Source organism: Paenibacillus sp. 01T47, from assembly GCF_056398245.1.
The window spans coordinates 146,263-168,109 of the sequence record NZ_JBFTPA010000001.1 but is presented as its reverse complement, the minus strand read 5'-3'; the positions used below and the strand labels follow the sequence as shown (position 1 = coordinate 168,109).

Annotated in this window: 24 protein-coding genes and 1 pseudogene; 11 read left to right on the top strand and 14 right to left on the bottom strand. The window is 43.0% G+C overall.

The genetic code is table 11. From position 1 onward, the window contains the following. Positions 1 to 24: 24 nt before the first annotated feature. On the top strand, positions 25 to 1,410 hold the full coding sequence (locus AC1DOV_RS00690) for an MFS transporter (RefSeq protein ID WP_477510728.1): 1,386 nt from the start codon (positions 25 to 27) through the stop codon (positions 1,408 to 1,410). Here AC1DOV_RS00690 and AC1DOV_RS00685 read toward each other — a convergent pair. Then, positions 1,387 to 2,019, bottom strand: a complete 633-nt coding sequence (locus AC1DOV_RS00685) for a type 1 glutamine amidotransferase family protein (protein ID WP_477510727.1) — start codon at positions 2,017 to 2,019, stop codon at positions 1,387 to 1,389. The two genes, AC1DOV_RS00690 and AC1DOV_RS00685, sit on opposite strands and share 24 nt — an antisense overlap. 98 nt (positions 2,020 to 2,117) lie before the next feature. Next, positions 2,118 to 2,900, bottom strand: a complete 783-nt coding sequence (locus AC1DOV_RS00680) for an AraC family transcriptional regulator (protein ID WP_477510726.1) — start codon at positions 2,898 to 2,900, stop codon at positions 2,118 to 2,120. Positions 2,901 to 3,005: 105 nt separating this feature from the next. On the opposite strand from AC1DOV_RS00680, the gene pyk reads away from it, so the two are divergent. From pyk to AC1DOV_RS00665, 3 genes are all read left to right on the top strand, one after another. Then, on the top strand, positions 3,006 to 4,421 hold the full coding sequence (gene pyk / locus AC1DOV_RS00675; protein WP_477510725.1) for a pyruvate kinase: 1,416 nt from the start codon (positions 3,006 to 3,008) through the stop codon (positions 4,419 to 4,421). 193 nt (positions 4,422 to 4,614) lie between these two features. After that, the gene (locus AC1DOV_RS00670; protein ID WP_076268563.1) at positions 4,615 to 4,911 is read left to right on the top strand and encodes a hypothetical protein; all 297 of its coding nucleotides are present in this window, start codon (positions 4,615 to 4,617) and stop codon (positions 4,909 to 4,911) included. 242 nt (positions 4,912 to 5,153) lie between these two features. Continuing rightward, positions 5,154 to 5,528, top strand: coding sequence for a hypothetical protein (locus AC1DOV_RS00665; RefSeq protein ID WP_477548896.1), 375 nt, complete (start codon positions 5,154 to 5,156; stop codon positions 5,526 to 5,528). 42 nt (positions 5,529 to 5,570) lie between these two features. On the opposite strand, the gene AC1DOV_RS00660 is transcribed toward AC1DOV_RS00665, so the two are convergent. The 3 genes from AC1DOV_RS00660 to AC1DOV_RS00650 form a co-directional block, all read right to left on the bottom strand. Beyond that, a complete protein-coding gene (locus AC1DOV_RS00660; protein WP_430055893.1) occupies positions 5,571 to 6,983 on the bottom strand; it encodes an MDR family MFS transporter in 1,413 nt (470 codons plus the stop codon). Between the two features lie 10 nt (positions 6,984 to 6,993). Further along, entirely contained in the window at positions 6,994 to 7,419 is a 426-nt protein-coding gene (locus tag AC1DOV_RS00655; protein WP_441881109.1) for a MerR family transcriptional regulator, read from the bottom strand. Positions 7,420 to 7,596: 177 nt separating this feature from the next. Then, positions 7,597 to 8,541, bottom strand: coding sequence for an acetamidase/formamidase family protein (locus tag AC1DOV_RS00650; protein ID WP_477548895.1), 945 nt, complete (start codon positions 8,539 to 8,541; stop codon positions 7,597 to 7,599). Between the two features lie 365 nt (positions 8,542 to 8,906). Between AC1DOV_RS00650 and AC1DOV_RS00645 the strand changes: the two are divergent. The 7 genes and pseudogenes from AC1DOV_RS00645 to AC1DOV_RS00615 all read left to right on the top strand — a co-directional run. Then, positions 8,907 to 9,002 (top strand): annotated as a pseudogene (locus AC1DOV_RS00645) (family 4 glycosyl hydrolase); the annotation flags it as partial. Between the two features lie 75 nt (positions 9,003 to 9,077). After that, positions 9,078 to 9,971, top strand: a complete 894-nt coding sequence (locus AC1DOV_RS00640; protein WP_477548894.1) for a hypothetical protein — start codon at positions 9,078 to 9,080, stop codon at positions 9,969 to 9,971. An 85-nt stretch (positions 9,972 to 10,056) separates the two neighbouring features. Then, on the top strand, positions 10,057 to 11,283 hold the full coding sequence (locus AC1DOV_RS00635; RefSeq protein ID WP_477548893.1) for an ROK family protein: 1,227 nt from the start codon (positions 10,057 to 10,059) through the stop codon (positions 11,281 to 11,283). Between the two features lie 129 nt (positions 11,284 to 11,412). Beyond that, positions 11,413 to 12,687: an ABC transporter substrate-binding protein gene (locus AC1DOV_RS00630; protein ID WP_477548892.1), complete on the top strand. Its 1,275-nt coding sequence runs from the start codon at positions 11,413 to 11,415 to the stop codon at positions 12,685 to 12,687. 96 nt (positions 12,688 to 12,783) lie between these two features. Further along, complete coding sequence (locus tag AC1DOV_RS00625; RefSeq protein ID WP_256710918.1) at positions 12,784 to 13,653, top strand: carbohydrate ABC transporter permease; 870 nt, start codon at positions 12,784 to 12,786, stop codon at positions 13,651 to 13,653. A gap of 42 nt (positions 13,654 to 13,695) precedes the next feature. Further along, positions 13,696 to 14,541, top strand: coding sequence for a carbohydrate ABC transporter permease (locus tag AC1DOV_RS00620; protein WP_441881115.1), 846 nt, complete (start codon positions 13,696 to 13,698; stop codon positions 14,539 to 14,541). 36 nt (positions 14,542 to 14,577) lie between these two features. Beyond that, the gene (locus AC1DOV_RS00615; protein ID WP_477548891.1) at positions 14,578 to 15,411 is read left to right on the top strand and encodes a PIG-L deacetylase family protein; all 834 of its coding nucleotides are present in this window, start codon (positions 14,578 to 14,580) and stop codon (positions 15,409 to 15,411) included. Positions 15,412 to 15,547: 136 nt separating this feature from the next. On the opposite strand, the gene AC1DOV_RS00610 is transcribed toward AC1DOV_RS00615, so the two are convergent. From AC1DOV_RS00610 to AC1DOV_RS00570, 9 genes are all read right to left on the bottom strand, one after another. Next, positions 15,548 to 16,534, bottom strand: coding sequence for a cation diffusion facilitator family transporter (locus tag AC1DOV_RS00610; protein ID WP_477548890.1), 987 nt, complete (start codon positions 16,532 to 16,534; stop codon positions 15,548 to 15,550). A 179-nt stretch (positions 16,535 to 16,713) separates the two neighbouring features. Continuing rightward, entirely contained in the window at positions 16,714 to 17,274 is a 561-nt protein-coding gene (locus AC1DOV_RS00605) for a nucleotidyltransferase family protein (RefSeq protein WP_441881118.1), read from the bottom strand. After that, positions 17,258 to 17,986: a metal-dependent hydrolase gene (locus tag AC1DOV_RS00600; protein ID WP_477548889.1), complete on the bottom strand. Its 729-nt coding sequence runs from the start codon at positions 17,984 to 17,986 to the stop codon at positions 17,258 to 17,260. Before AC1DOV_RS00600 ends, AC1DOV_RS00605 begins: the two co-directional genes overlap by 17 nt. A gap of 54 nt (positions 17,987 to 18,040) precedes the next feature. Further along, positions 18,041 to 19,081 carry a serine hydrolase domain-containing protein gene (locus AC1DOV_RS00595; protein WP_477548888.1) on the bottom strand — a complete coding sequence of 347 codons (1,041 nt, stop codon included), beginning with the start codon at positions 19,079 to 19,081 and terminating at the stop codon, positions 18,041 to 18,043. 136 nt (positions 19,082 to 19,217) lie between these two features. After that, positions 19,218 to 19,610 carry a hypothetical protein gene (locus AC1DOV_RS00590; RefSeq protein ID WP_477548887.1) on the bottom strand — a complete coding sequence of 131 codons (393 nt, stop codon included), beginning with the start codon at positions 19,608 to 19,610 and terminating at the stop codon, positions 19,218 to 19,220. A gap of 190 nt (positions 19,611 to 19,800) precedes the next feature. Continuing rightward, entirely contained in the window at positions 19,801 to 20,454 is a 654-nt protein-coding gene (locus AC1DOV_RS00585; RefSeq protein WP_477548886.1) for a polysaccharide deacetylase family protein, read from the bottom strand. 200 nt (positions 20,455 to 20,654) lie between these two features. Next, a complete protein-coding gene (locus AC1DOV_RS00580; protein ID WP_076268579.1) occupies positions 20,655 to 20,834 on the bottom strand; it encodes a hypothetical protein in 180 nt (59 codons plus the stop codon). 250 nt (positions 20,835 to 21,084) lie between these two features. After that, a complete protein-coding gene (locus tag AC1DOV_RS00575; protein WP_053373130.1) occupies positions 21,085 to 21,315 on the bottom strand; it encodes a hypothetical protein in 231 nt (76 codons plus the stop codon). 145 nt (positions 21,316 to 21,460) lie between these two features. Continuing rightward, complete coding sequence (locus AC1DOV_RS00570) at positions 21,461 to 21,778, bottom strand: thioredoxin family protein (protein ID WP_083682069.1); 318 nt, start codon at positions 21,776 to 21,778, stop codon at positions 21,461 to 21,463. Positions 21,779 to 21,847: the final 69 nt, after the last annotated feature.

Sequence of the window (21,847 nt, the reverse complement as noted above, 5' to 3'; positions counted from 1 at the left end):
ATACGATTTGGGGGCGATTCAAAAATGAGTGTTCGCAGCAGGTGGTTAATGATCTCCGTTGGTCTAGGAATACTATTGAACCCATTAAATTCTTCGATGGTTTCAGTTGCTATTCCACGTCTGCAGCATGTATTCCAACTTGATTTTACAAGTGTTTCTTGGATTATTTTTTCCTTTTACATTGCAAGCAGCATCGCTCAGCCTATTATGGGAAAGGCCAGCGATTTATTCGGGCGCAGGAAGATCTTTCTTGCCGGCCTTGTTGTAGCCTTCGTTGCGTCATTACTAGCTCCGCTGTCACCAAACTTCGGATGGCTCATAGTGTTCCGCATTGTGCAAGCCATTGGAACAAGCATGATGGTTGCCGTTGGAATGGCTATTGTACGCATTCATATTACAGAGAAACAAGCGACTGCGCTGTCTGTTTTGTCCATCTTTCTATCGGGAGCGGCAGCCATAGGACCCTTTATTGGCGGGATCTTGATTCATTCGTGGGATTGGACGGCTATCTTTTTCGTCAATATTCCATTTGCGATAGCTAGCTTTCTATTAGCATGGAGAACTATTCCTATCGATGAACCGCAAATGCACGCTGCAAAGGACATGTCTTTTCGTATGTGGTTTGATTTGATAGATGCGTCAGGAATCCTGCTCTTTACAGTAGGTCTGGTTGCCCTGCTCGCTTCATTGCTCTCAGCCAAATCATCTGGACATGTCTCATTCAGAAATGTCGTTGCCTTGCTGGTCGGACTTGCTGCACTTGGGGCATTCGTTCGACATGAGTTAAAAGCGGCGTCACCTTTTATTCCACTGCGCACATTCGCCAAATATCCTGCGATGACTTGGGTTAATGTAGAATTCATGCTCGTTAACGTATTATATTACTCGCTCTTTTTCGGGCTACCATCCTATTTGCAAATGGTACGCCATGTCAGTGAGTTCCAAACCGGGATTCTCATGCTAAGCTTAGGCTTATGCTCGCTAGTTACTTCTCCAATCGCAGGACGATGGATCGATAAATCAGGACCAAGACCAGCATTGCTGGTATCTGCCATACTCATGACACTTGGGTCAGTGTGGCTCGTCACATTGAATCAAAATTCACCGGTTATTAGCGTATGTCTAGCTTTGGCTGCATTCGGTATTAGCAACGGGCTGAACAATGTAGGGATGCAAGCATCCTTGTTCCAAAGCTCTCCAAAAGAAATAATCGGTGTAGCATCCGGATTATTTAATACATCCAGATACTTTGGAACCATCCTCTCCTCATTGTTGATAGGTATCGTTATGGGCGATACGTTCAGCTTCGAGGGATTTCATGTGCTTGGAATTATCCTCACGGTCATTGCGTTGTCTTTGGTATTCCTGAACCGGCGGCGCCGGGACTCAATTCGATACGGAATCCATTAATTCGAAGAAATATTTTGATTCATGAGTCTGATAAAGCTTAAACCAAGCCTGTAATGTATTTGGCGCAAAAACATCCAACAACTGCAGTACATGCATCGTAAATTCCAGCGGGGCTATACCTGATGCAGTAACTAAGTTTCCATCTGTTACTGCAGGCTCCGTTTCATAATATTTTTCTCCCGTATAATTAGGACAAACCATTTTCAAATATTCGAGATCGTTGCTTGTATGTCTTCTTGAGTCGAGCGCTCCCATCTTTGCAAGTCCCATTGTAGCGCCACAAATCGCTGCAACTACTGTTCCTTCTTCTAATGCTTTTGAAGCTTTTTTCAATATAGGCTCGTGAATGGGTTCCATCCAAGTATCTCCGCCTGGAAGAACGAGTACATCCATACTTTCCAAACTACACTCTTCAATAGAAATAGCAGGCAGTATTTTCAATCCTCCCATTGTAGTAATAGGATTTTTATCAGCACCTACTGCAATGACCTCTAAAGACGCTAACTCCTTTTTAAAATATCTCCCTGAGTTAAGCTCAGCAGTTAAATAACCTACTTCCCAATCTGCCATCGTATCAAAAACATAAAGATATACTTTTTTTGTCTGCATAATAAACACTCCTTTTGTAATATCTGAATACCCCTATTATAAAAAAACTTCACTGACATCCTCCGTCAGTGAAGTTTTTTAAATTTGATAGAAATCAATTAAACGGTTGAAGAGCGCTCATGCAGGAAATCAGATGGAGAGCTGCCAACAATGCGCTTGAATATACGGTAAAAATACGAAACATCGTTATATCCTAAATAGTCGGCGATTTCACTAATCATCAGCTGCGATTCGGTCAGCATGTAGATCGCCGTCTTCATTCGCTGATTGTGTACATATTCGCTGATCGTCTGGTTCGTAACCGCCTTAAATAAAGTAGCCGCATAATTCGGTGTCGTATTAATGACATCCCCCAGCTCCTCCTTCGTCACCCTCTCGCGATAATGCGTCGAAATATATTGCTTCATGCTGTCAACACGCCGATGCTTGTCCGAGGAAATCATTCCGCGATCCTTCTCTTGATTGAGATAGACCAGCGCTTCCGTAAGCAGCGCCTCTGCCATGAGTTCATAATAAGGCGGTTTCTCCTTGTATTGTGTCCAAACTCCCCGCAGCCTCTCTTGTATCACTTCAAAGCGCCCGAGCCGTTGCTTTAACGGCTCCTCCAGCTGAAGCAGAGGGAGGCTGCACTCGGAAACGATTTTGCAAAAATTGACCACATACTTCGTGTGGACGACCGTTGGAATGCTTTTCCCATAGTATGGAATATGCCCCGGTATAAGGAGCAAATCTCCTTTTTCCAAAATCACCTTCTCCTCGTTCACCCAATATACACATTTCCCATAAGTCACTAACGAGAGATGAAAGGATAACATGCGCCCCTCACCTTCCTCGTACCAATCCGCCCCGTTGTCCTGATGCACATCCATAATTGCCAGCATAATGAACGCTCCTTAGAACCGTACTATTGTACATTCATTGTACTATAGTTCTTATCTCCTTTCGACTTTTCACGTTACAATGAAAAAAATAAGGAGGCCTACAACATGCTAAAAACAAAAATTATTTGTACAATGGGGCCCGCTTGCGACTCCGTTTCGACGATTAAAGAAATGATCCAAGCAGGGATGACTGTTGGTAGACTGAATATGGCTCACGGCGAATTAGAAGATCACGTTATGCGAATGAACAATATACGGCAGGCTGCACGCGAGCTGAACACTTTTGTTCCCATTATGATGGATATTAAAGGTCCTGAGGTGCGGATCGGCAAGCTGAAGGAAGCGTCCTGCGAGCTGGTTATCGGTGAAGATTTGATTCTCACGACGGAGGATGTACTCGGCGATGCAACTCGTCTTCCTGTAAACTATTCCGAGCTTCCGCTTGTCGTAAAAACAGGCGACCGGATTCTCATTGATGATGGACTTGTTGATCTGACGGTATTGTCGGTTGAAGGTAACGATATTCGTTGCAAAATCGTGAGCGGCGGCATATTGAAACCTCGCAAAGGCGTTAACCTGCCAGGCATCAAAACGACGCTGCCAGGCGTAACGGAGCGCGATGTCGTGCATATTCATTTTGGCATCAAACATAATGTTGAGATCATTGCTGCTTCCTTTGTAAGAAAAGCAGAGGACATCTTGGAAATCCGCAACATTCTTGAAGAAGCAAATGCAAGCCATGTACAAATCATTTCCAAAATTGAGAACGCTGAGGGCATGCAAAACCTTGATGCAATTATCGAAGCATCCGATGGCATTATGGTCGCGCGTGGTGATCTAGGCGTTGAGGTACCGATCGAAGACGTGCCGATGATGCAGCGTGAGATGATCAACAAATGTAATCTTGTAGGCAAGCCGGTTATTGTTGCTACACATATGCTCGAATCGATGCAGGTTAACCCGCGTCCAACTCGGGCTGAAGTAAGCGACGTAGCCAATGCGGTTATTCAAGGCGCTGACGTCGTGATGCTCTCCGGCGAGACAGCTGCTGGAAAATACCCTATCCCATCCGTACGGACAATGGCTTCCATCGCAAGAAAAGCGGAATCCATGATCGATTATAAAGAGCAATTCGATAAAAAGAGATCGCAGCAAAGCACGAACATTACGGAGGTAATTAGCCAAGGTGTCGTTAGCTCCTCGCTTGAGCTGAGCGCCAAAGCAATCCTTACTTCAACGGAAAGCGGCTTTACTGCTCGCATGGTATCCAAGTACCGTCCGATGTCACCAATTATCGCAATTACGCAGCATGATCATGTGCTTCCAAAAATTTGCTTGCTCTCCGGCGTTATTCCGGTTAAAGGCGATGCAGTAACAACAACAGACGAAATGTTCGAGTCCGCTATCCGCAATGCCAAGCTGACTGGACTTATTGATACAGGCGATATTATCGTGCTTTCCGCTGGCGTGCCAATCGGCCAAGCCGGGGCGACCAATCTTATCAAAGTAGCACAAGTATAAGTAAGTATTTCGCCAAAAATGGCATGATATCAAAAAGCTGCGCCGTCCGAGGACGATGCAGCTTTTTACTCATATAAATGCAGCCCGAATGACTCAACATAATGATCTTTCATGAAGCTTTACTTTCCTATGCCTTTTGGAGCATATTATAATAATAACAACACATCGTTTCTACACTTAGGAGGGAATGGGTATGAAAAAAGAACATACCGTTCATTTCAAAATTATGCATGGCTCGGCAACCAAAACGCTAACCGGACTCATGTACCTAGAAGAAAACACAAAACCAACTGTTCAAGATTATCAAGAAGTCCTGAAACAATGCGGACATGATGTACATATCGAGAATGAAGAGCAGTTTATTTTCCGCTCCAACAACCCAGCAGACGATTATTTGATCGACGTTCTTGAAAACTATAAGAAAAACGACAAAGATCTACATGCTGACCATCTCGCACAAAGCTTTGTAAAAAAGACGCCATTCCTATAGAAATATTACTAGAATAGGAGCAGAAAGGCTGTTTCGGGTCAAATGACCTCATGAAACAGCCTTTTTTTATCGTACAAAATAAACTGTTTACGACTTTGACAGCTGCTAAAGTACCTATTCCTTAATAAGCCTTTGGAAATATTTTCATGTTGAATTGGTTGTGTTATGCTTCTTCTAGGATTATAAAAGCTTAGAGTCAGCATGAAGCTATACCGTTCATGATCCATGAAAGTTGGTGATTCGTGAGTACAAATGAAAGTATCACCTTAGTTGTCATTACCCTCATTTCCGTGCCGCTTTTCCTGCTTGCCTTCATCGTCATTCGGCAATCGTTTAAGGATACTCGGGAAACTAAATTTATTTTGAAACATGGCGAATCCTTTGACGCGACTGTGAGTTCCATACAAAAAACCAATACGGAGATTAACGGTCATCCTGAGGTTTTTATCGGATTAACGATTCCAAGAGAGCATGCAGATCCCTATCGCGCCATCATTAAAACCGCCATTTATATGGTTAATATTCCTCAGTATCAGCCTGGCCACAAAGTAAAGGTGAAGGTGCTGGAGACTAACGGCAAAATTAAGGTCGCCTTGGAAGGCGCACATGTATTTTAACTTCCATGAAATAAGAAAGAGCGCCGCAATCGGCGCTCTTTCTTATTGTACTGCTGCTGCCTTTCGTTTCCGCAGCAATAGCGTAAGTGGGATAGAGCAGATAATAATAATCGTCCCCAGATGGAAAACATCCTGAACGCTTAGCGACAGCGCGATGGTTTTGGACGATACTCCGTCCTCCAAATGAGCAATCGTCTGCGCAGAGAGGATCGTGCTGAATAAACTAATCGATAACGCTGATGTCCCCTGCCTGATCCAGTTCATCACCGCAGAGGCATGACCGGAATTGACGCTTGGTACGGCAGACATCGCAGCGTTCGTCACGGGCATGTTGCTGAAGCCAATCCCCATATAACGAATAGCCACCCATACCGTAATAAATGCCGCGCTTGTCGCCACATTTGCATGGCTAAGCTCCCATGTGGCTAATCCCATTAGCAGCAAACCGATGAAGATTAGCCTCGATGGTCCTATTTTGCCATAAAGCCTGCCTACTGCAAGCGAGATTAATACCATCGCAAGTGTACCTGGAAGCATGACCATGCCGGTAGTAAAGCTCGACTCCCCTTTAATATTTTGCATGAAGATCGGAACGAGTAACGTACCTGCATATAAGGAAATCGTTATACAGCAGTTTAGTATGACTCCGTAAGTAAACCTCGGTATCTTCAGTACCCGCAAATTTAATAAAGGATTGCTGACTCGCAGTGTCCGCACCACAAAATAAGCAAGCACGACTAAACCAGCAGCGATCATTCCGAGAGTTTGCCAGCCCGCCCAGCCCCAATTATGCGCCTCGCTAAATGCGACCAGCAATGCGCTTGTTCCGATGAGAACTGCGCCAAACCCGATCCAATCCAGCTTAATCCCGGTGCTTAATCGATAATTAGGAATGTACTTCGCGGCAATAAGCACAGCAATAATGCCAATCGGAATGTTCATTAGAAATAATGATTTCCAGCCATAAATTTCAGCAAGCCATCCGCCTATCGTCGGCCCAAGCGCAGGAGCAAGCATCGCTGATACGCTCCAGAAGCTGACGGCAACAGCCTGTTTTGATTTCTCAATGGTCTGGTAAATGATTGTCATCGTAGTGGGCATAATAATTCCGCTGAAGAATCCTTGCAAAATCCGAAATGCAATAAGAGATTCAATACTCCAAGCGAAGGTACAAAGCGCAGACGTTAAAGTAAAACCGGCTAGTGCAATCACATATAATTTTTTGTAGCTCCACTTATCACCCATAAAACCGATAATCGGAGCAATAATACCTGTTGCCATCATAAAACCGGATAACATCCATTGCACCGTGTTTAAACTGGCATGAAAATCATCCATAAAGATAGGCAACGCCACATTTATCGTAGTTGTACTCAAAGAGGCCATGAAGTTACCGAAAAAAACGGCAATCATAATGGTCCAAAATGACGAAGCTGCTTTTTGCGAGGTATCCACATTCATGCTCCTATTCCTGTAATTGATCCAAAGCCTTCTGTACACGCTTCTCTGTTTCGGTAAGTTCATCTTTAAACTGCTCCATACGTTTAATTTTCATGTCGATCATCGTTTTTTCCTTATGGAGCACCTGTGATATTTCGAAAAGCTTCAATTTTCGCGCTTCGCGATCCTCACTCGTACGATATTCACTTTTCTGCTGCTCAATGAGCGATTGAAACTCCATATACTGCTGAAGCTCTGCAAGCGAGAAGCCGAGTACCTCTTTTACGAGCAGTATTTTGTTGATTTTCTCTATATTTTCCTCTGAATATAACCGAATACCGCCTTGCGTCCGCTCCGGTGCAGAGATTAGACCAAAATCCTCATAATACCGAATGGCGCGTTTCGTTAATCCAGTACGCTTGGCTACTTCTTCAATTTTTAACAAATCCAATGTCGAGCACCTCCGAATTTTCTACAATAAGCATACCCCTAGTAACAGTTAACGTCAACGTTAACTTTTGGAGAGCAATAGTGATGGAGCAGCAGTTGTGCAAATAACTTGCCGTTCATAAGCAAAAAAAACAATCTGAAACATAACTGCATGTTCCAAATTGTTTTTTGATCCCAGCTATATCGATGACTTGAACGCGCCATGCGGTAAGCAAGCGTGAACGCCTTTAATGCCATTCACAATTTGAGTAATCTTTAAGTCAACAACCGAGCTTCCAAGTGCGATCGCTTCCACTCGGTTTAAACCATATAATTCACCCATAAGATCAAGCATCCCATCCAGCGCCTCTACGGTGGCTTCATTTAAGTCTTCATGAAAGCCAAACGTAATCCAGCCTGAAGGTGTATTCGCTCTAGGATTCGTCAAAACGATGTTTTCCTTCACCGTTATCGTTACGTCAACCAAATCCATTGTAGACTCAATCGCCTGACAACTAATCTCCCCATCGCCTTGACGAGCGTGGCCATCTCCTATGGATAAATAACCTCCGTCTACAGAGATCGGCAAATATAGTTTGCTTCCTTTGACAAGCTCCTTGCAATCAATATTGCCGCCGCAGGCGCGAGGAGGAAAAGTGGAATGAATACCTGGACTATCAGGGGGCATCCCAATCACGCCCATAAAGGGTTGTAGCTCTACCGTAAACGATTTGTCATTAATGAGACAGGTTCCCCTCATCCATTCCTTGTCTAGCTTCCAATCGAGGGAAATCTCTTTATATTCGGTTAGCTTTAGCTTTTGATTTTGCCAATTTGGATATTGGCCTGCTGCTGTAAAGCCGTATGATCCTGGAATGATATCATTAAATCTAATCTCAAGGGTCATTCCTTTTTTTGCTTCTTTAATAAATAAGGGGCCAATTAATGCATGACCACTATCGATATCCTGTCTTCTTGAAAAAGGTTTATATCTATCTTGATTGCTTGTACCTGTACCCCAGCCTGCATCCAGCGTTTGAAAACGAATGGAATCACCTGATTCGATCGTAAGCAGCGGAGTCACTTCTGTTGTAAACGAGCCAATTAGGGAGCCTTGCGCCAATTCAATTTCGTGAACGGTCATGAATGATCCCTCCAAAAAAGCTAAATTGCCTTTCAAATTTATATTACCATAATTGGAAAATTAATAGTTATATGAAGTGAGTCCATCTCAATTTAGCTCATTGTTTGTCCTAACGGTTGGAACCTCCCCCATGGACTACATACAGTAAGATAGTATTATAAAATCGTTCTTTATCATAAGAAGAACGATTTTTTTTATTTTACAATAGAAGTAAGGCTAAGCGGGATGAAGATCATGCGCTTGCCAATATCTTTTTGATTTGAATAGGAGTGTGAACCAAAATACAGATATAGATTAATGATGTGTATGTTTTAGTGTTACAACCATTTAGGAAGTCCAAACCATGACGGAGCAGAAAAAAAGGGTTGAAAATAGCGGTTATTGGAGGCGGTTCCTCATACATTCCTGAGATTATTGAGGTTTTTATTAATAAATATGATGAAATGCCCATTCGTGGGCTGTGACTAGTTGATAGTGAAGAAGGCCGCCATGGGCTGGATATTTTTATGGTAGATGAATAAAAAGGATGGAATCTATTGAATATATTGTTGGCCTTTTGCGCTGTTCTGATGTTCATTATTCAGACGTTAGCTTTGAAACAAATGAGAAGCACGAATAACAATGAGGGATTATCCTCCTTTTTCAAACGGAGTTCGGCTTATACGGCGATAATTGCTATTGGCTTTTTTGTATCATGGCTCATGTCAGATTTGAATGGCATCCATACCGCTACGCTTGTGCTTGGAGTGTTTTATGGGCTTGTTTTTGTACTTACTGTTTTGTTCTATTCCTGCGCTATGAATACGGGACCGTTATCTTACTCTGCTTTTTATTTCTCAGCAAGCCTGCTTCTGCCTGTTGTTGCAAGTGTTGTACTTTGGAATGAGCCGATGACCGGCATGAAATTTATGGGTATTGCTCTTTTTATCCTATCCTTCTATTTCATCAATGTGTTTGGAAGCAAAGGGCAAGAAGCAGCAGGAATGAAATGGTTAGTTTATTGTCTTCTTGCCTTTATTTTAAATGGTACCTTGCCAATCATCATGAAATGGCAGCAGACGTTACTTGAGGGGCATGAGCTGATTCCCTTTATGTGTGTAGGATTTGGATCGGCGTTCTTATTTTCACTTAGCGGTATTCTTTTCACTGGGGGATTCCAAAGACAAAGCAAGGCAATTCCTACTGTACGACAGCTTCGTATTTTGACACTGTACATTGTAGCCATAGCAGGATCAACCGGTACTGGAAATGCGATAATAACGTATTTGTCAGGACGAATGTCAGGTCTTCATTTGTTTCCGCTCGTCAATGGAAGTATGATTGTGCTTCTAACGATACTCTCCGCTGTTTTATTTAAAGAGAAAATATCTCGTGGCGGCATCATCGGAATAGGCATTGGCTTGCTCGCCATCGTGTTTGTGAATATGTAAATAATAGTTATTGACAATCATAATGGCAAATCTTATTATTTAATTAAGTTTATTTATTAATCAATTTTAGAAGAGAGGTTGTCGTTTGTCCAAAGTATCAGCAAAGCAGAAACATGTAAGAATCATGAATCAAAATTTAATCATAGATGCGATTAGAAGAGATGAAAGCGCTACAAGAAGTGAGCTGTCAAAGCTGTTGAAGCTGAGTGTACCTAGCGTTTGCACGAACGCAGATCAATTGGTTAGGTTAGGCATTCTAAGGGAAACAGAGGATGGCTTCACAGGTGTGGGAAGAAAAGCAAGCCGTTTGCGGTTGAATGACAACTTTGGCTATATCATCTCCGTTGATCTAAGCAATCCTTGTATTACGGTGGGCATTTCAAATCTAAATCCAATCATTATTCAAGAAGTGAAATTCGATATTGAACAATATGACATCAACCAGTTAATGGAACTAATAATAAGCAAGATTGATGAACTTCTTGTTAAGAGCAGTGTATTAGTAAATCAATTGCTTGCTATATCTATCTCTATACCAGGTCAAGTGGATAATGATTTAGGTATCGTAAAGTGCGGATCGTATCTGGAGCGACTCGGCACTGTGAATTTCAGAGAACCGCTTCTAAATAAATTCGGTGTTAGAGTACTGGTACAAAAGGATATCAATTCTGCTGTTCTAGGTGAGATAAAATTTGGAGCTGCACAGGGACACGCAAATGCTGTGTTTGTAAGCGTTGACGTGGGTGTGGGTCTTGGTATTGTGCTTGGAGGATCGTTGTATCCGGGGAAATTTCATCTTGCAGGTGAAATAGAAAATTACATCGTGAACGTAGAGGCAGAGAATACGGAACGACAAGATGGGATATTTGAGAGCTCTCGGTTGCGCGATTTGGTTACAATAGAAGCTTTGGTCAGATCGGTTAGAGCAGAGCTGGAGGCTGGGGGCGAAAGCAGACTGCTTAAAGCTGTGAATGGCGACATTGCTAAGGTCGATTTTAATGACATTATAAAGGCGACATTAGAAGGAGATGCCCTTAGCGTTAAGCATGTGAAGCGCTGTGCAAAGATTATGGCTGCCTTCATAGCAAACATGCTATTTTTACTTGATTTGGATACCGTTATATTGGGTGGTGGGTTCGTCACCCTCGGTTCGGCTTACACCGATACAATACGGGATGAAGTTAGGCGTTTAGGGCTAGAAAATACGGCTATCGTGGATACGGCGCTCAAGACGAAAGCTGTTTTGATCGGCGGGATTGCCATTGGATTGGAGACTATGTTTAGTGAACTGCTGGAGGAGCAGGAGGCTTAAAGCCTCCTATCCCTTCAATTAGTTAATTAAGTTTATTAATCAATGATAAATTAGATTGTTCCTTGGGCGTTTAAAATGAACGCGTTCAAGTTTCAATATATGAATTCATTTTAAAAGGAGAGTTGAGTAATGAGGAAAAAGGTGGCAAGCAAGACAACAGCACTAGTACTTATCTTCGTAGTATTTGCAGCACTGATGGCAGCATGCGGGGGATCCAAACAAGAAGAGAATGGAGCATCCGAGAGTAAAACAAAAGAGATAACGCTTCGGGTAGCGACATCATTCGCTGGATCTGATCCATGGGTTCCAGCTTGGACGGAAGCTATTAAACAGTTTCAAGAGGAAAACAAGGGCATCAAAATTACGGATGAGTCAACGCCGGTCAATCAAGAAGCATTGCGTACGAAAGTGAAAGCGGATGCAGCAACTGGCAATCTAGCCGATGTCATGTTTTATTTCAATGGCAGCGAGACAGCTATTCTAACCGAATCGAAAGAAATTGTTTCCTGGGAAGATGAATTTGCTAAAGATCCAGATTGGGCGAAGCAATTCAATAGCGGGATCATCGAGAAGGTCAAGTATGAAGGCAAACTCTATTCTCTCCCCTATATCGGCTTCTATGAAGGCTTGTTCTGGAATAAAGAGTTATTCGACCAGTATCAACTCGAAGCTCCAACAACCTATGATGCTTTTATAAAAGCGATAGATACGTTTGCAGCTAATAATATTGTACCATTCGCTACATCGCTCACAACTCCATATCTGCAAGAAGCTTTGGTTCTTTCACAGGTTGGGCCAGAGGGACAACAAAAGGCTTACGATCCATCATGGGCGCCAGCTCTTACGATCTTCAAAGAGTTGAATGATAAGAAAGCGTTTCCTAAAGATGCACTCACGCTGGATGATGAAAAAGCGCAATCTTTATTTGCAGGCGGGAAAGCGGGAATGATGTTCAACGGTTCATGGACAGCTGCTGGTCTGAGTACAAATCCTGCTTTTCAAATTACACCATTTCCACTCGTACCGGGTGGTAAGGGTGAGAATATGATTGTATCTGGATTTGGTTCTGGTTGGTATATGAAGAAAAATACCGATCAAGCTAAATATGATGCAGCTCTAGCTTTTGTGAAATTCATGACATCTCCTGAAACGGCTGGCAAATTTGCAGCAATAGGTGGAACTTATGCAGTCGATACACAACAATCCAGCAGCACCGCACAGCTTCTCATTGACGGCAACAAGATGGTGAGTGAGGCAAAGGATTTCGTTATGCCAATCGATTCTTACGTTTCTAGGGAATCGTATACCGAGTTCTTAAAAGGTATTGCTTATGTGTCAGCAGGAAGAAAAACAGCCGAGGAAATTCTAGATGAAGCCACAAAATTAAACAACAGAAACAAGTAGTTCTTTCAACATGCCCCGGGATATCGGATTGCCGGCTCCCGGGCAAATGGCAGTATGTAATCCAAGCTATTGCTTATGAAGAGGAGGCGTTCAGTTGTGATATTCAGGGACAAGAGGTACATTGTGCTTTTCCTGGCGCCAACGATGCTATTATTATTCACCTTTCTTTTATATCCACTCGTACAATCCGTTTATTATAGCTTCACCGAATGGTATAACTTCTCAAATACGAAGAAGTTCATAGGATTCGGCAATTACAACCAGCTCATTCATGACCCCGTTGTTTGGATAGCGCTAAAAAACACGTTTATATTGGTGATCGGTGCCGTATTCCTGCAGGCTGGAGGAGGTTTGGTCCTTGCGCTGCTAACCGACAGCATCAAAAGAGGATTTAAATTTTTTAGAACGGTCTTTTTCTTTCCGATTGTTATCTCAGGTACGGCGATTGGCCTCATGTTCTCGCTCATTTACAACTACGACTATGGTCTCTTAAATGCCATTATGAGAGGGCTCGGTCTGTCTGAGCAAATATGGCTAACGGAGAAAAGCGCGATCTATTTGGTACTCATACCGATTCTATGGCAGTATGTTGGATTTTATTTTGTTATATTCCTGACCGGAATGTCGAAGATTCCAGAGGATATTTATGAATCAGCTATGCTGGACGGTATTACAGGAATAAGAAAATCCATCTATATTACACTTCCATTATTACGAGATGTCATTGCTTCTTGTCTTACGCTCGCCACGGCTGGAGCATTGAAGGTATTTGATGTCGTATATATCGTGACCAAGGGTGGTCCATTGAATTCCAGTGAGCTGCTCAGTACTTACATGTACACGAAGGCATTCAATGGGCAAAACGCAGGTTATGCCAGCACAATCGTCATTGCGATGATGATACTCGGTATTGTCATAACCGTTGTGTTAAATAAATTAGTTAAAAAAGAGGCTGTCAGCTACTGATGATAGACAACAAACAGCCCAATTGAGAAGGTGATATTTTAGATGGTTAACAGACTAGTAAAGCCTGGTGCGGTCAAGTTCGGCGTATATGCACTCCTGCTTTTATGGGCATGCACAACGATCATCCCACTATTATGGGTGCTGCTCAATAGCTTCAAAACGTCCGAAGAAATTTTAACGCAATCATTCGCTCTCCCACAAAGCTACTCTTTATTTAACTTTTTGAAGTTGAACGAATATGGCAACATTAACGTCGTTAAAGGCTTTATGAACAGTATGATCATTTCGGGATCCGTTGTATTAGGTGTTTCCCTTTTTGGCGGGTTGGCTTCTTTTGTACTAGCGAGATTTCAATTTTCATTTAAAGGGTATTTCACGTCTATATTTGTTATCTGTATGCTGCTGCCGCAGTTCGCTGTTATTATTCCGAATTTCGTTATCATCGAGAAGCTGGGTTTGAATGGAACCTATTTATCTGTTATTCTCCCACAAGTAGCTGGCAATTTGAGCTTTGCTATTCTAATGATAACAGGCTTCATGGCTTCTTTGCCTGGAGAACTAGAGGAAGCGGCGGTCATGGATGGGGCAACCATTTGGAAAATATATTATAAAATAACGCTGCCGCTTTGCTTCCCTATTTTCGCAACGGTGTCTATTATGGTCTTTCTTTGGTCATACAACGAGCTTTTGTTACCACTCGTCTACCTGCCAATAAGAGAGATGCAGCCTATATCTGTCCTCTTGTCGCTCGTATCGAATGCGTATGGTACAGATTATGGCGCTATGATGGCAGCCATCACGATTTCAATTGTACCACTACTTGTTTTGTACATGTTCTCACAAGAAACGGTTATTAAAGGGCTGACAGCAGGTGCAGTAAAGGGATAATGGTTTTGGGTTACCATACAGGAGGAGAGAGAAAAAATGTCTACACAACAACAAAAAAATATAATTGTCATTGCTGCACATCCGGATGAAGCGGAAATTTATGCGGGAGGAACCTCTGCTTTATTCGCAGAAATGGGGCACCGAGTGAAATTCGTTTCCTTAACCAATGGAGATTGCGGACACTACTCAATTAGCGGACAAGAGCTCGTGGATAGAAGAACGCAGGAGGCCTATGAGGCTGCTAGACGATTGGGTGTTCTTGACTATAGCATATTGAATATATCTGATGGCCGTCTGACGAATAGCTTTGAAGTGAGAGAAGAAGTTATTCGCCAAATTCGCAATTGGAAGGCCGATGTCGTCATTACCTTCCATCCTGAAGGTGCAGGACATGTAGATAATCGCAATGCAGGAAGAATTGTGAGAGATGCTGCGGATTTTATAGCGAAGGTACCTAATTCTGTGCCAGATGCCCCATATTTAGAGCAATCCCCTCTTTTCTTACTTATGCCGGACTACGGAAAGAGGCATGCTTACTCACCCGATCTGGTCGTCGATATTGGTTCTGTTATTGAGAAGAAGCTGCTTGGCTGTGATGCGCACGCTTCCCAATTCTATGAGTTTGCGCCATGGCAGCGTAATCTGCTAGATCAGGTTCCACAGACGTGGGATGCTAGGAAGGATTATATTTTGCAATATTGGAGCAGCTTTATTGAGGTTTCATCGGAGATGCTTCCGACGCTGGATCGACTATACGAAGATGGGAAGTCAGAAAAGACAAAGTATGCAGAGCCATTCGAGATTGCAGATTATGGCAGAAGACCGAGTGATACAGAGCTGAAGCAGTTGTTTCCCATGCTGAGTCAGTAAGAGGAAATACCTTGATATACCCCATGAACAGATCGTTGTTGCAGGGCAGCTGCAATACACGTAAATAGCATAAGCCAGCACCTATGAACTGCACCCCCATTGTTAGACACCATCTAACATTAGAGGTGCAGCTTTTCTATTTGGTTTCAATAGGATTCCAGCTTCTTTTGCCGTCATCCTCTAAGATCCCTAATGTCACATCTGCAATATCCTTGTCTTCAAGCAGCTTGGCGCGAACGAGGAACTTAATATCATCAGCTACCGCAAGCGTTAAACCAGGCTGCAGCTCCAAGTACGCCTCAACGTGGTAATAACGGCCCTCTTGCAGAATGCGCATTTGATAAATATCGGTTACGCTCTGTTCGGAAAAAATAATACGGGACACCTTGTCTGCTACTTCCTTCGGGGCAGAAACACCAATGAGTCCGATCATATTGTCGTATCCCACACGATAAGCAACACCAACCATTAACAGACCAATCAACAGGGTTGCAACGCCATCAACCGTTTTAAACGAGGTAAATGCAGCAATAATGACCGCGATCATCGCCAAGGCAGCTCCCGAAACGGCGACAAGATCCTCATAGAAAACTAATCGTGTAGCAGGAGCGGAACGCCCTACATTTTTGAAGGCAGCTGAGAAAATATCGAGACCTTTCCCCTCCGCTCCCGCTTCGTGTATAATTTCCTTCATTGCTTTGACTAATATAAGCCCGTCAATAACTAGATTAACAACCAGAACCCCAATGTTTAGCCAAAAACCTTCACTTGCAACTGGATGCAAAATGAGATGCCAGCCTTCACGAATCGTTTCATAAGCCATAATGGTAACCACGATGACGGCAATCATACAAAAAATATTGATGACACGCCCAAAGCCGGTTGGAAACCTCGGCGTCGGTTTTTTCTCGGCAAGAATGCTTCCGGCAAAAACAAACCCTTGGTTTATCGCATCTGCCAATGAATGCATGGCGGAAGCAAACATCGCGCCGCTGCCGCTGAAGGCCGCTGCGAACCCTTTTATGGCGGCGATAAACGCATTGCCGATCATCGCTACAGCGGAAGATTTATTCCCTTTCTTTATAAGCTGCATAAAACTCTGACGTTCTGCTTTAGGCTCCATTTTCTCCCCCGCTACATTTTATTTACCATTACCTTTCCACTATTGCCTGCTTTCAATCCCAGCACTGCTATTTTATGCTTACCCAATCAGGCAATAGGATAAACGGACAAAAGCTTTTCATTGTGTCAGAGACAACTTTCTTCTTGCGTTATCGATGTCCTTAAAATAATACCGTGCTTTCATTGGCGTACTTTAGGCCAGCGCTCTTGAAATCTTTTTTGCTCAAGCCGCTTCTCATAAATGGCGATTCGATCCTCGTATTCCAAGTAAAAAGGTGATGGTCTAACAATCATTTCTAGAACATCTTCTATCCCACAAGGAGCAGTTAACACGAGTTTGTCATGCTGATCTATTTTCAATCCTAGAGCTGTTACGGTCTCTGGAAATTTGGAAATGGCATCTGTGGAGCTGGAATACGGAGGATTGTTATTGATTACATGCATTCGAGCTTGGTTCTTAACGGACCAAGGTACGTGAGGGTTCATCTGATTTAATGTGTTTTCCAGCTGTTTCTCTATCTGCTCGTCTATGTTGGAAGGATCGAAATAAACGACATCAACATCGGCCAGCGGCGTTCGTTCCGTAAATCCGTGAAGGGTATCCCAAATTTTGCTGCGAACGAAACCTGCACATACCCACCAATCTGGAAGCTGGAGCGTGCTAACCTCTCGTAAGATGTTCATCATCCACTCATCTCTATACACAAGCTGTATAATATCCTCTTCACTGTTTATCAACATTGATCCACTCTCCTGATTTGTTCATTTCTTGTTCAATATGTATGTCCAAGCCTGCTATAGGCGAATAGCCGTCTACACTTGTCTCATCCGTCCTCACCATGAATGACCACTTAAAGCCCTCTCTCGGAAAGGTGAGCATGACATAGACGTTTTCGTTCTTATACTTTTTTTCTAATGCATGCTGCAATTGCAGCTTCGAGAACGACAACCCTCCAAGATACAAAGCAACAAGAATTAGTCCTGATAAAAATATACGCCTTCTTCTCCCAGTAGATGCCCCGATAATGAGAGCAGTGGTCAGCGTAATTAAAAGAACAGCGTCGTTTCTATTTACAATAAAGAAATCAGACTCCGTTTTAATAAAGGGATAAAAGGGAGCTACGCCATTGCCGATGAAATCTATAAATAAATGGCTAAAAACGCAGATAGACAATATCAGCCAAGCCTTTTTAAACGAAATTTTCTTCTGGAATGCATGATAACATGCAGCAAAAAACAAACCAATCACAGGTACGAGCCAAATGGAGTGGCCAAGCAGGTCTCCGTAAAGCTTCGAAATATCAGGAGAAATAGCAGCTGCACCGCCGAAAATCAAGAGAACCTTGCGATTCGCAGTGGATGCAGCCGCTTTCCCGCAAAATAAATAGGCCAAGCTGGCGCCTACAACAAAATGTAAAAAGACGTGTATGATATGACCTGAAATATTCTCCATATTCACCTTTCAATCAAATTATAAAATTTGATATATGATTCTCGAAGAAGCAGCCTACACTATCGGCAGTTCATAATGCTTGCACAACTCCCGAATGACCTCACCGACCAACGACTCGTTTTGAGGTTTACCTGGCTCTGCATTCATCATTACTGCAATACCGCTTTCTTGGCGCGGGTATCCAACCAGCTTGCTTTGAGAACCAACTCCCCAGCCTTGAGAAACGAAGCAGAGCTGCTCTCCAGCATCAGGAAGAAATACGCCTAAGCCTGCACCTTTGTCGCTCGCATAACCCGTAAGCATTATTCTAGCCATCGCTGGCCGCAAAATACCATTAGGATCGCCATTCCAAGCCTTCACGACCTCGCTTGCCATTACTATCAATTCAGAAGGCGTTGTCCATAAGCCTGCTCCCGATAAATTGGGATAGTACGCTCTCTTCCCTTCAACCACCTGTCCCCGTTTATCATGACCCATGGATGTGTTCAGTAACTCGTTTGCAATACCATCCCAGAAAATAGTTCGTTTTAAGCCAAGCGGCTTCATAACAAGCCGCTCCATAGCAGCAGAAAAGGCTTCTCCTGACACATCCTCAAGGATTTGCTCCAACACAGAATAACCTGCATCCGAGTAAGAGAATCGACTCTCTGGCAGGTGAGCAACCTCAACTGGTTTGGAATGATATTTCGTTGCTCCTAAGAGCAGCTCTCTAGGCGTAGGGAAAGGGTCTTGCTTCTGATAAGGTTCATAGCTCCCCCGTGCATCCACAATTCCCGATTGATGTGCCAGCAAACTGCGCAGCGTTACTTTCCTCTGCTGAGTGAACTGGTTTTCGGGCACCTGCCAGGAAACTAAGTAACGATTAACATCCTCCTCCAAGCTAAGCACGCCCTCTTGGACTAAACGAAGTACACCAATAGCTGTTACCATCTTGCTAATGGAGCAGGCAGGAAACAAAGTTTCCTCTGTCACCTTCTGCTGCATGCTCGCTTCAAGTACGCCATAGCTTCCTTGCCACACCATTTGTCCATGCTGAAGAACGGCAATTCCTAATCCCGGTATACCATTCAACTTCATTTTTTCTTCTATTTCCAAACTTATCATTGCCTCTTGGCACATAAGATCAGCTCCGTCACCAAACAAATTAGAATAATTTTTACCTCATTATTCCATTTCACTCTGTATGACGGGAAAAAGCAACAGCCAGTTGCAACATTTTTATGGCAGCCTATTATTTCTTCGATATCCGTCTAAAGAAATAAACACCCTCAACAATCAGCCCTGCCATAAAACCTCCTGCTACTGCTTCTAAAAATACGAGGAAACTAATTAGGTCCTCCCATCCAGTCAAACCTTTGGAATACATAGCCATCAGTATAAGACCAATTAGCATCCCAAGATTGGAGAACAGCCATAGCTTTCTCGCTCCAAGCCAGCCGATAAAACCGAATAAAAAAGATAATATGGCTGCGAGCAGCATAAATCGGAAAGCGTGCATGCCTGTGAAAGGCTGGCCTAATATAACAAAACGAATCAACCATAATAACAGGCTAACAAGCAAGGTGGATGCTCCAGCTAGTAGCCACCACCTGCCGCTTCTGTCAGCGGGAATCCAGTGCATCAACCATTGCCCCCTCTTGAATAAATGTTCTTTTTTACTTAAACGCATGAAGCGCTTACTTTGTTTCGTTCATTCTGGTTTGCCCAGCATGAATTCAGCAATAACTGCTCGCAGCAAAAAAGGAGTACCGTTCGCCGCTGCTATGAATTCATAGAGACGAGCTGTACTCCTTTTTGATCATGCGATTTGCTTGCTAAATGGCTGCGGTTTGAAGAGTCGTTTCCTTAGGAAGCTGAAAAACTACATTTTTTGCAAGCAGCTTATCCATTAATGCTTGAAAAGGAGCAACCGAGATCCAGTCGTGTATCATAATAATTTGTCCGCTTGTTGCTTGTAAATCATGATGTTGGTCCATAACGTCTGCCGGCTCAAAATCGAACGTATCCCAAGTACAATCCACATGCAGTCCGTTTTTTGGGGTGCCATTCTCGAAGGACGGCTGCTGATAGCCCAGCTCATCCAGTACACGCTGAATACCTTCGAAATGATCATCCTTCATTTCGTCTAACAAATGCTGCATAAATGGAAAACGAAACAGCTTGGAAGGCCTGATCGTTTCTGCTTTATTGTACAGCTCATCTATAATACGGTCGGTTCGCTCGATCTGCCCTCTTACGTCTTGTAAGCCGATAACAGAGAAATCTGCATGATCATAACCGCGATTCCCAATGATATGGCCTGCTTTAATCGCAGCTATCGCTTCCTCAGAACAGCTTTCCAATGCTTCGCCCACACAAAACCAAATCGCCCGAATCTCTTTTGCGTTCAGAAAATTTACCTTTTGCATAAAATCTTCAGCAGGACCTTCATCTATTGTGAGGTACACTGCTTTTTCAACCGCCAACATAGCAAGAAACCCCCGTTTAATTATTGCTGCCAACCTTTATCATCTATGTAGTATACCATAAGCATTCCTTTTCCTTTACTCTTCATTCCTAAAAGAACTTCATTTGTAGCTATATACAAAAATTACACACAGCAAACCGAATGTCAGAATGACACCCGGCTTTTTTTGCAAGTCATGTAATTTCAATAATTACCGATCAACTAAGAATGTTTTCTAGCTGAATTCAATTCATTGGCATTTTGATGCCATTCCTTGAGCATGCTTTGGTAAAAATGACTTTCCTGCGTGCTGAGTCCCTGCTTGTTGTCTTTAATAATTAAATTGCCGATATTCCGCTTCAAAATGATGCTCCGACGTCCTAACATGTCCATATAAGTCAAGTAAAATCACCCTCCAGATAATGTTTTCCAATCGGTCGTTTTAAGTATAACGAATACGACTCCTATTGAAAAACAGCAACCAGTGGCGTTATTTCTAATAAAGCTGACTAAGGCGGACTGAGCGGAAACGAGCAGCAGTCATTCGAAAACATCCTGCCATATCCTCCATATAACGTCCTGACCTCCTCAGATGGGATGTAAACACAACAAAAAACCACAGCCCATATTTGGCTGTGGTTTATCGCAATTATTAGGCTTTACCTAGGATCTCATCTATTTCGCTTTTCAGTAATAGATATCTGTGGACGCTGCGATTAATCGCAACCTTAGTGAGGTTATGCTTAAGCACATAAACCTTCATCTGGTCCTTAGTCAGGCCTAACAGGTCACCGGCCTCGGTAACGGTTAATACAACCTGCTTGCTCGTTGCGTTAAATGTTTTTTTTACTTTTTGATCCCAGTCTTCAAATACTACCTGCATATTTCCGACTCCTTTATCATAGTCAATGGTCTTTATTGACTGCACCTCTCAATTATAACACGAACAGCACTATAATCTTCGCCTGATAAAAATTTTATAGTAAATAAAAATATATTTCGGCCGTTCTACGGAGAAATCATCCCCATTAATCCATGTTCTTCATAAGTTTATACAAATAATCAACTGAACGCATCGCATATTCAAACTGATAAGGTTCTCCGTTCTTCAATAAAACAAGGCAAGGCACACTCGTAATTTTCCAAGCATTTCGCAGCTGGGGGGCGTAATTTATATTTATTTTATACAAGGTCGTCGGAACCTCAGCCGCTTCCACAATTTCCAGCATCCGCTCGGCGACCTTACAGGTTCCGCAAAACGGTGATGAAAAAAGCAGCGCATCCTTACCATTCCCTATCCGATTAAGCTTTAGCCAGTCTTCTTCTTGGATTTCTTGAATTGCCATCTGTCATCTTTCCTTTCTGCCGATAAAGACAGTCGTTCATTTGTTGCCGTATTTATATTGTAAAATGTT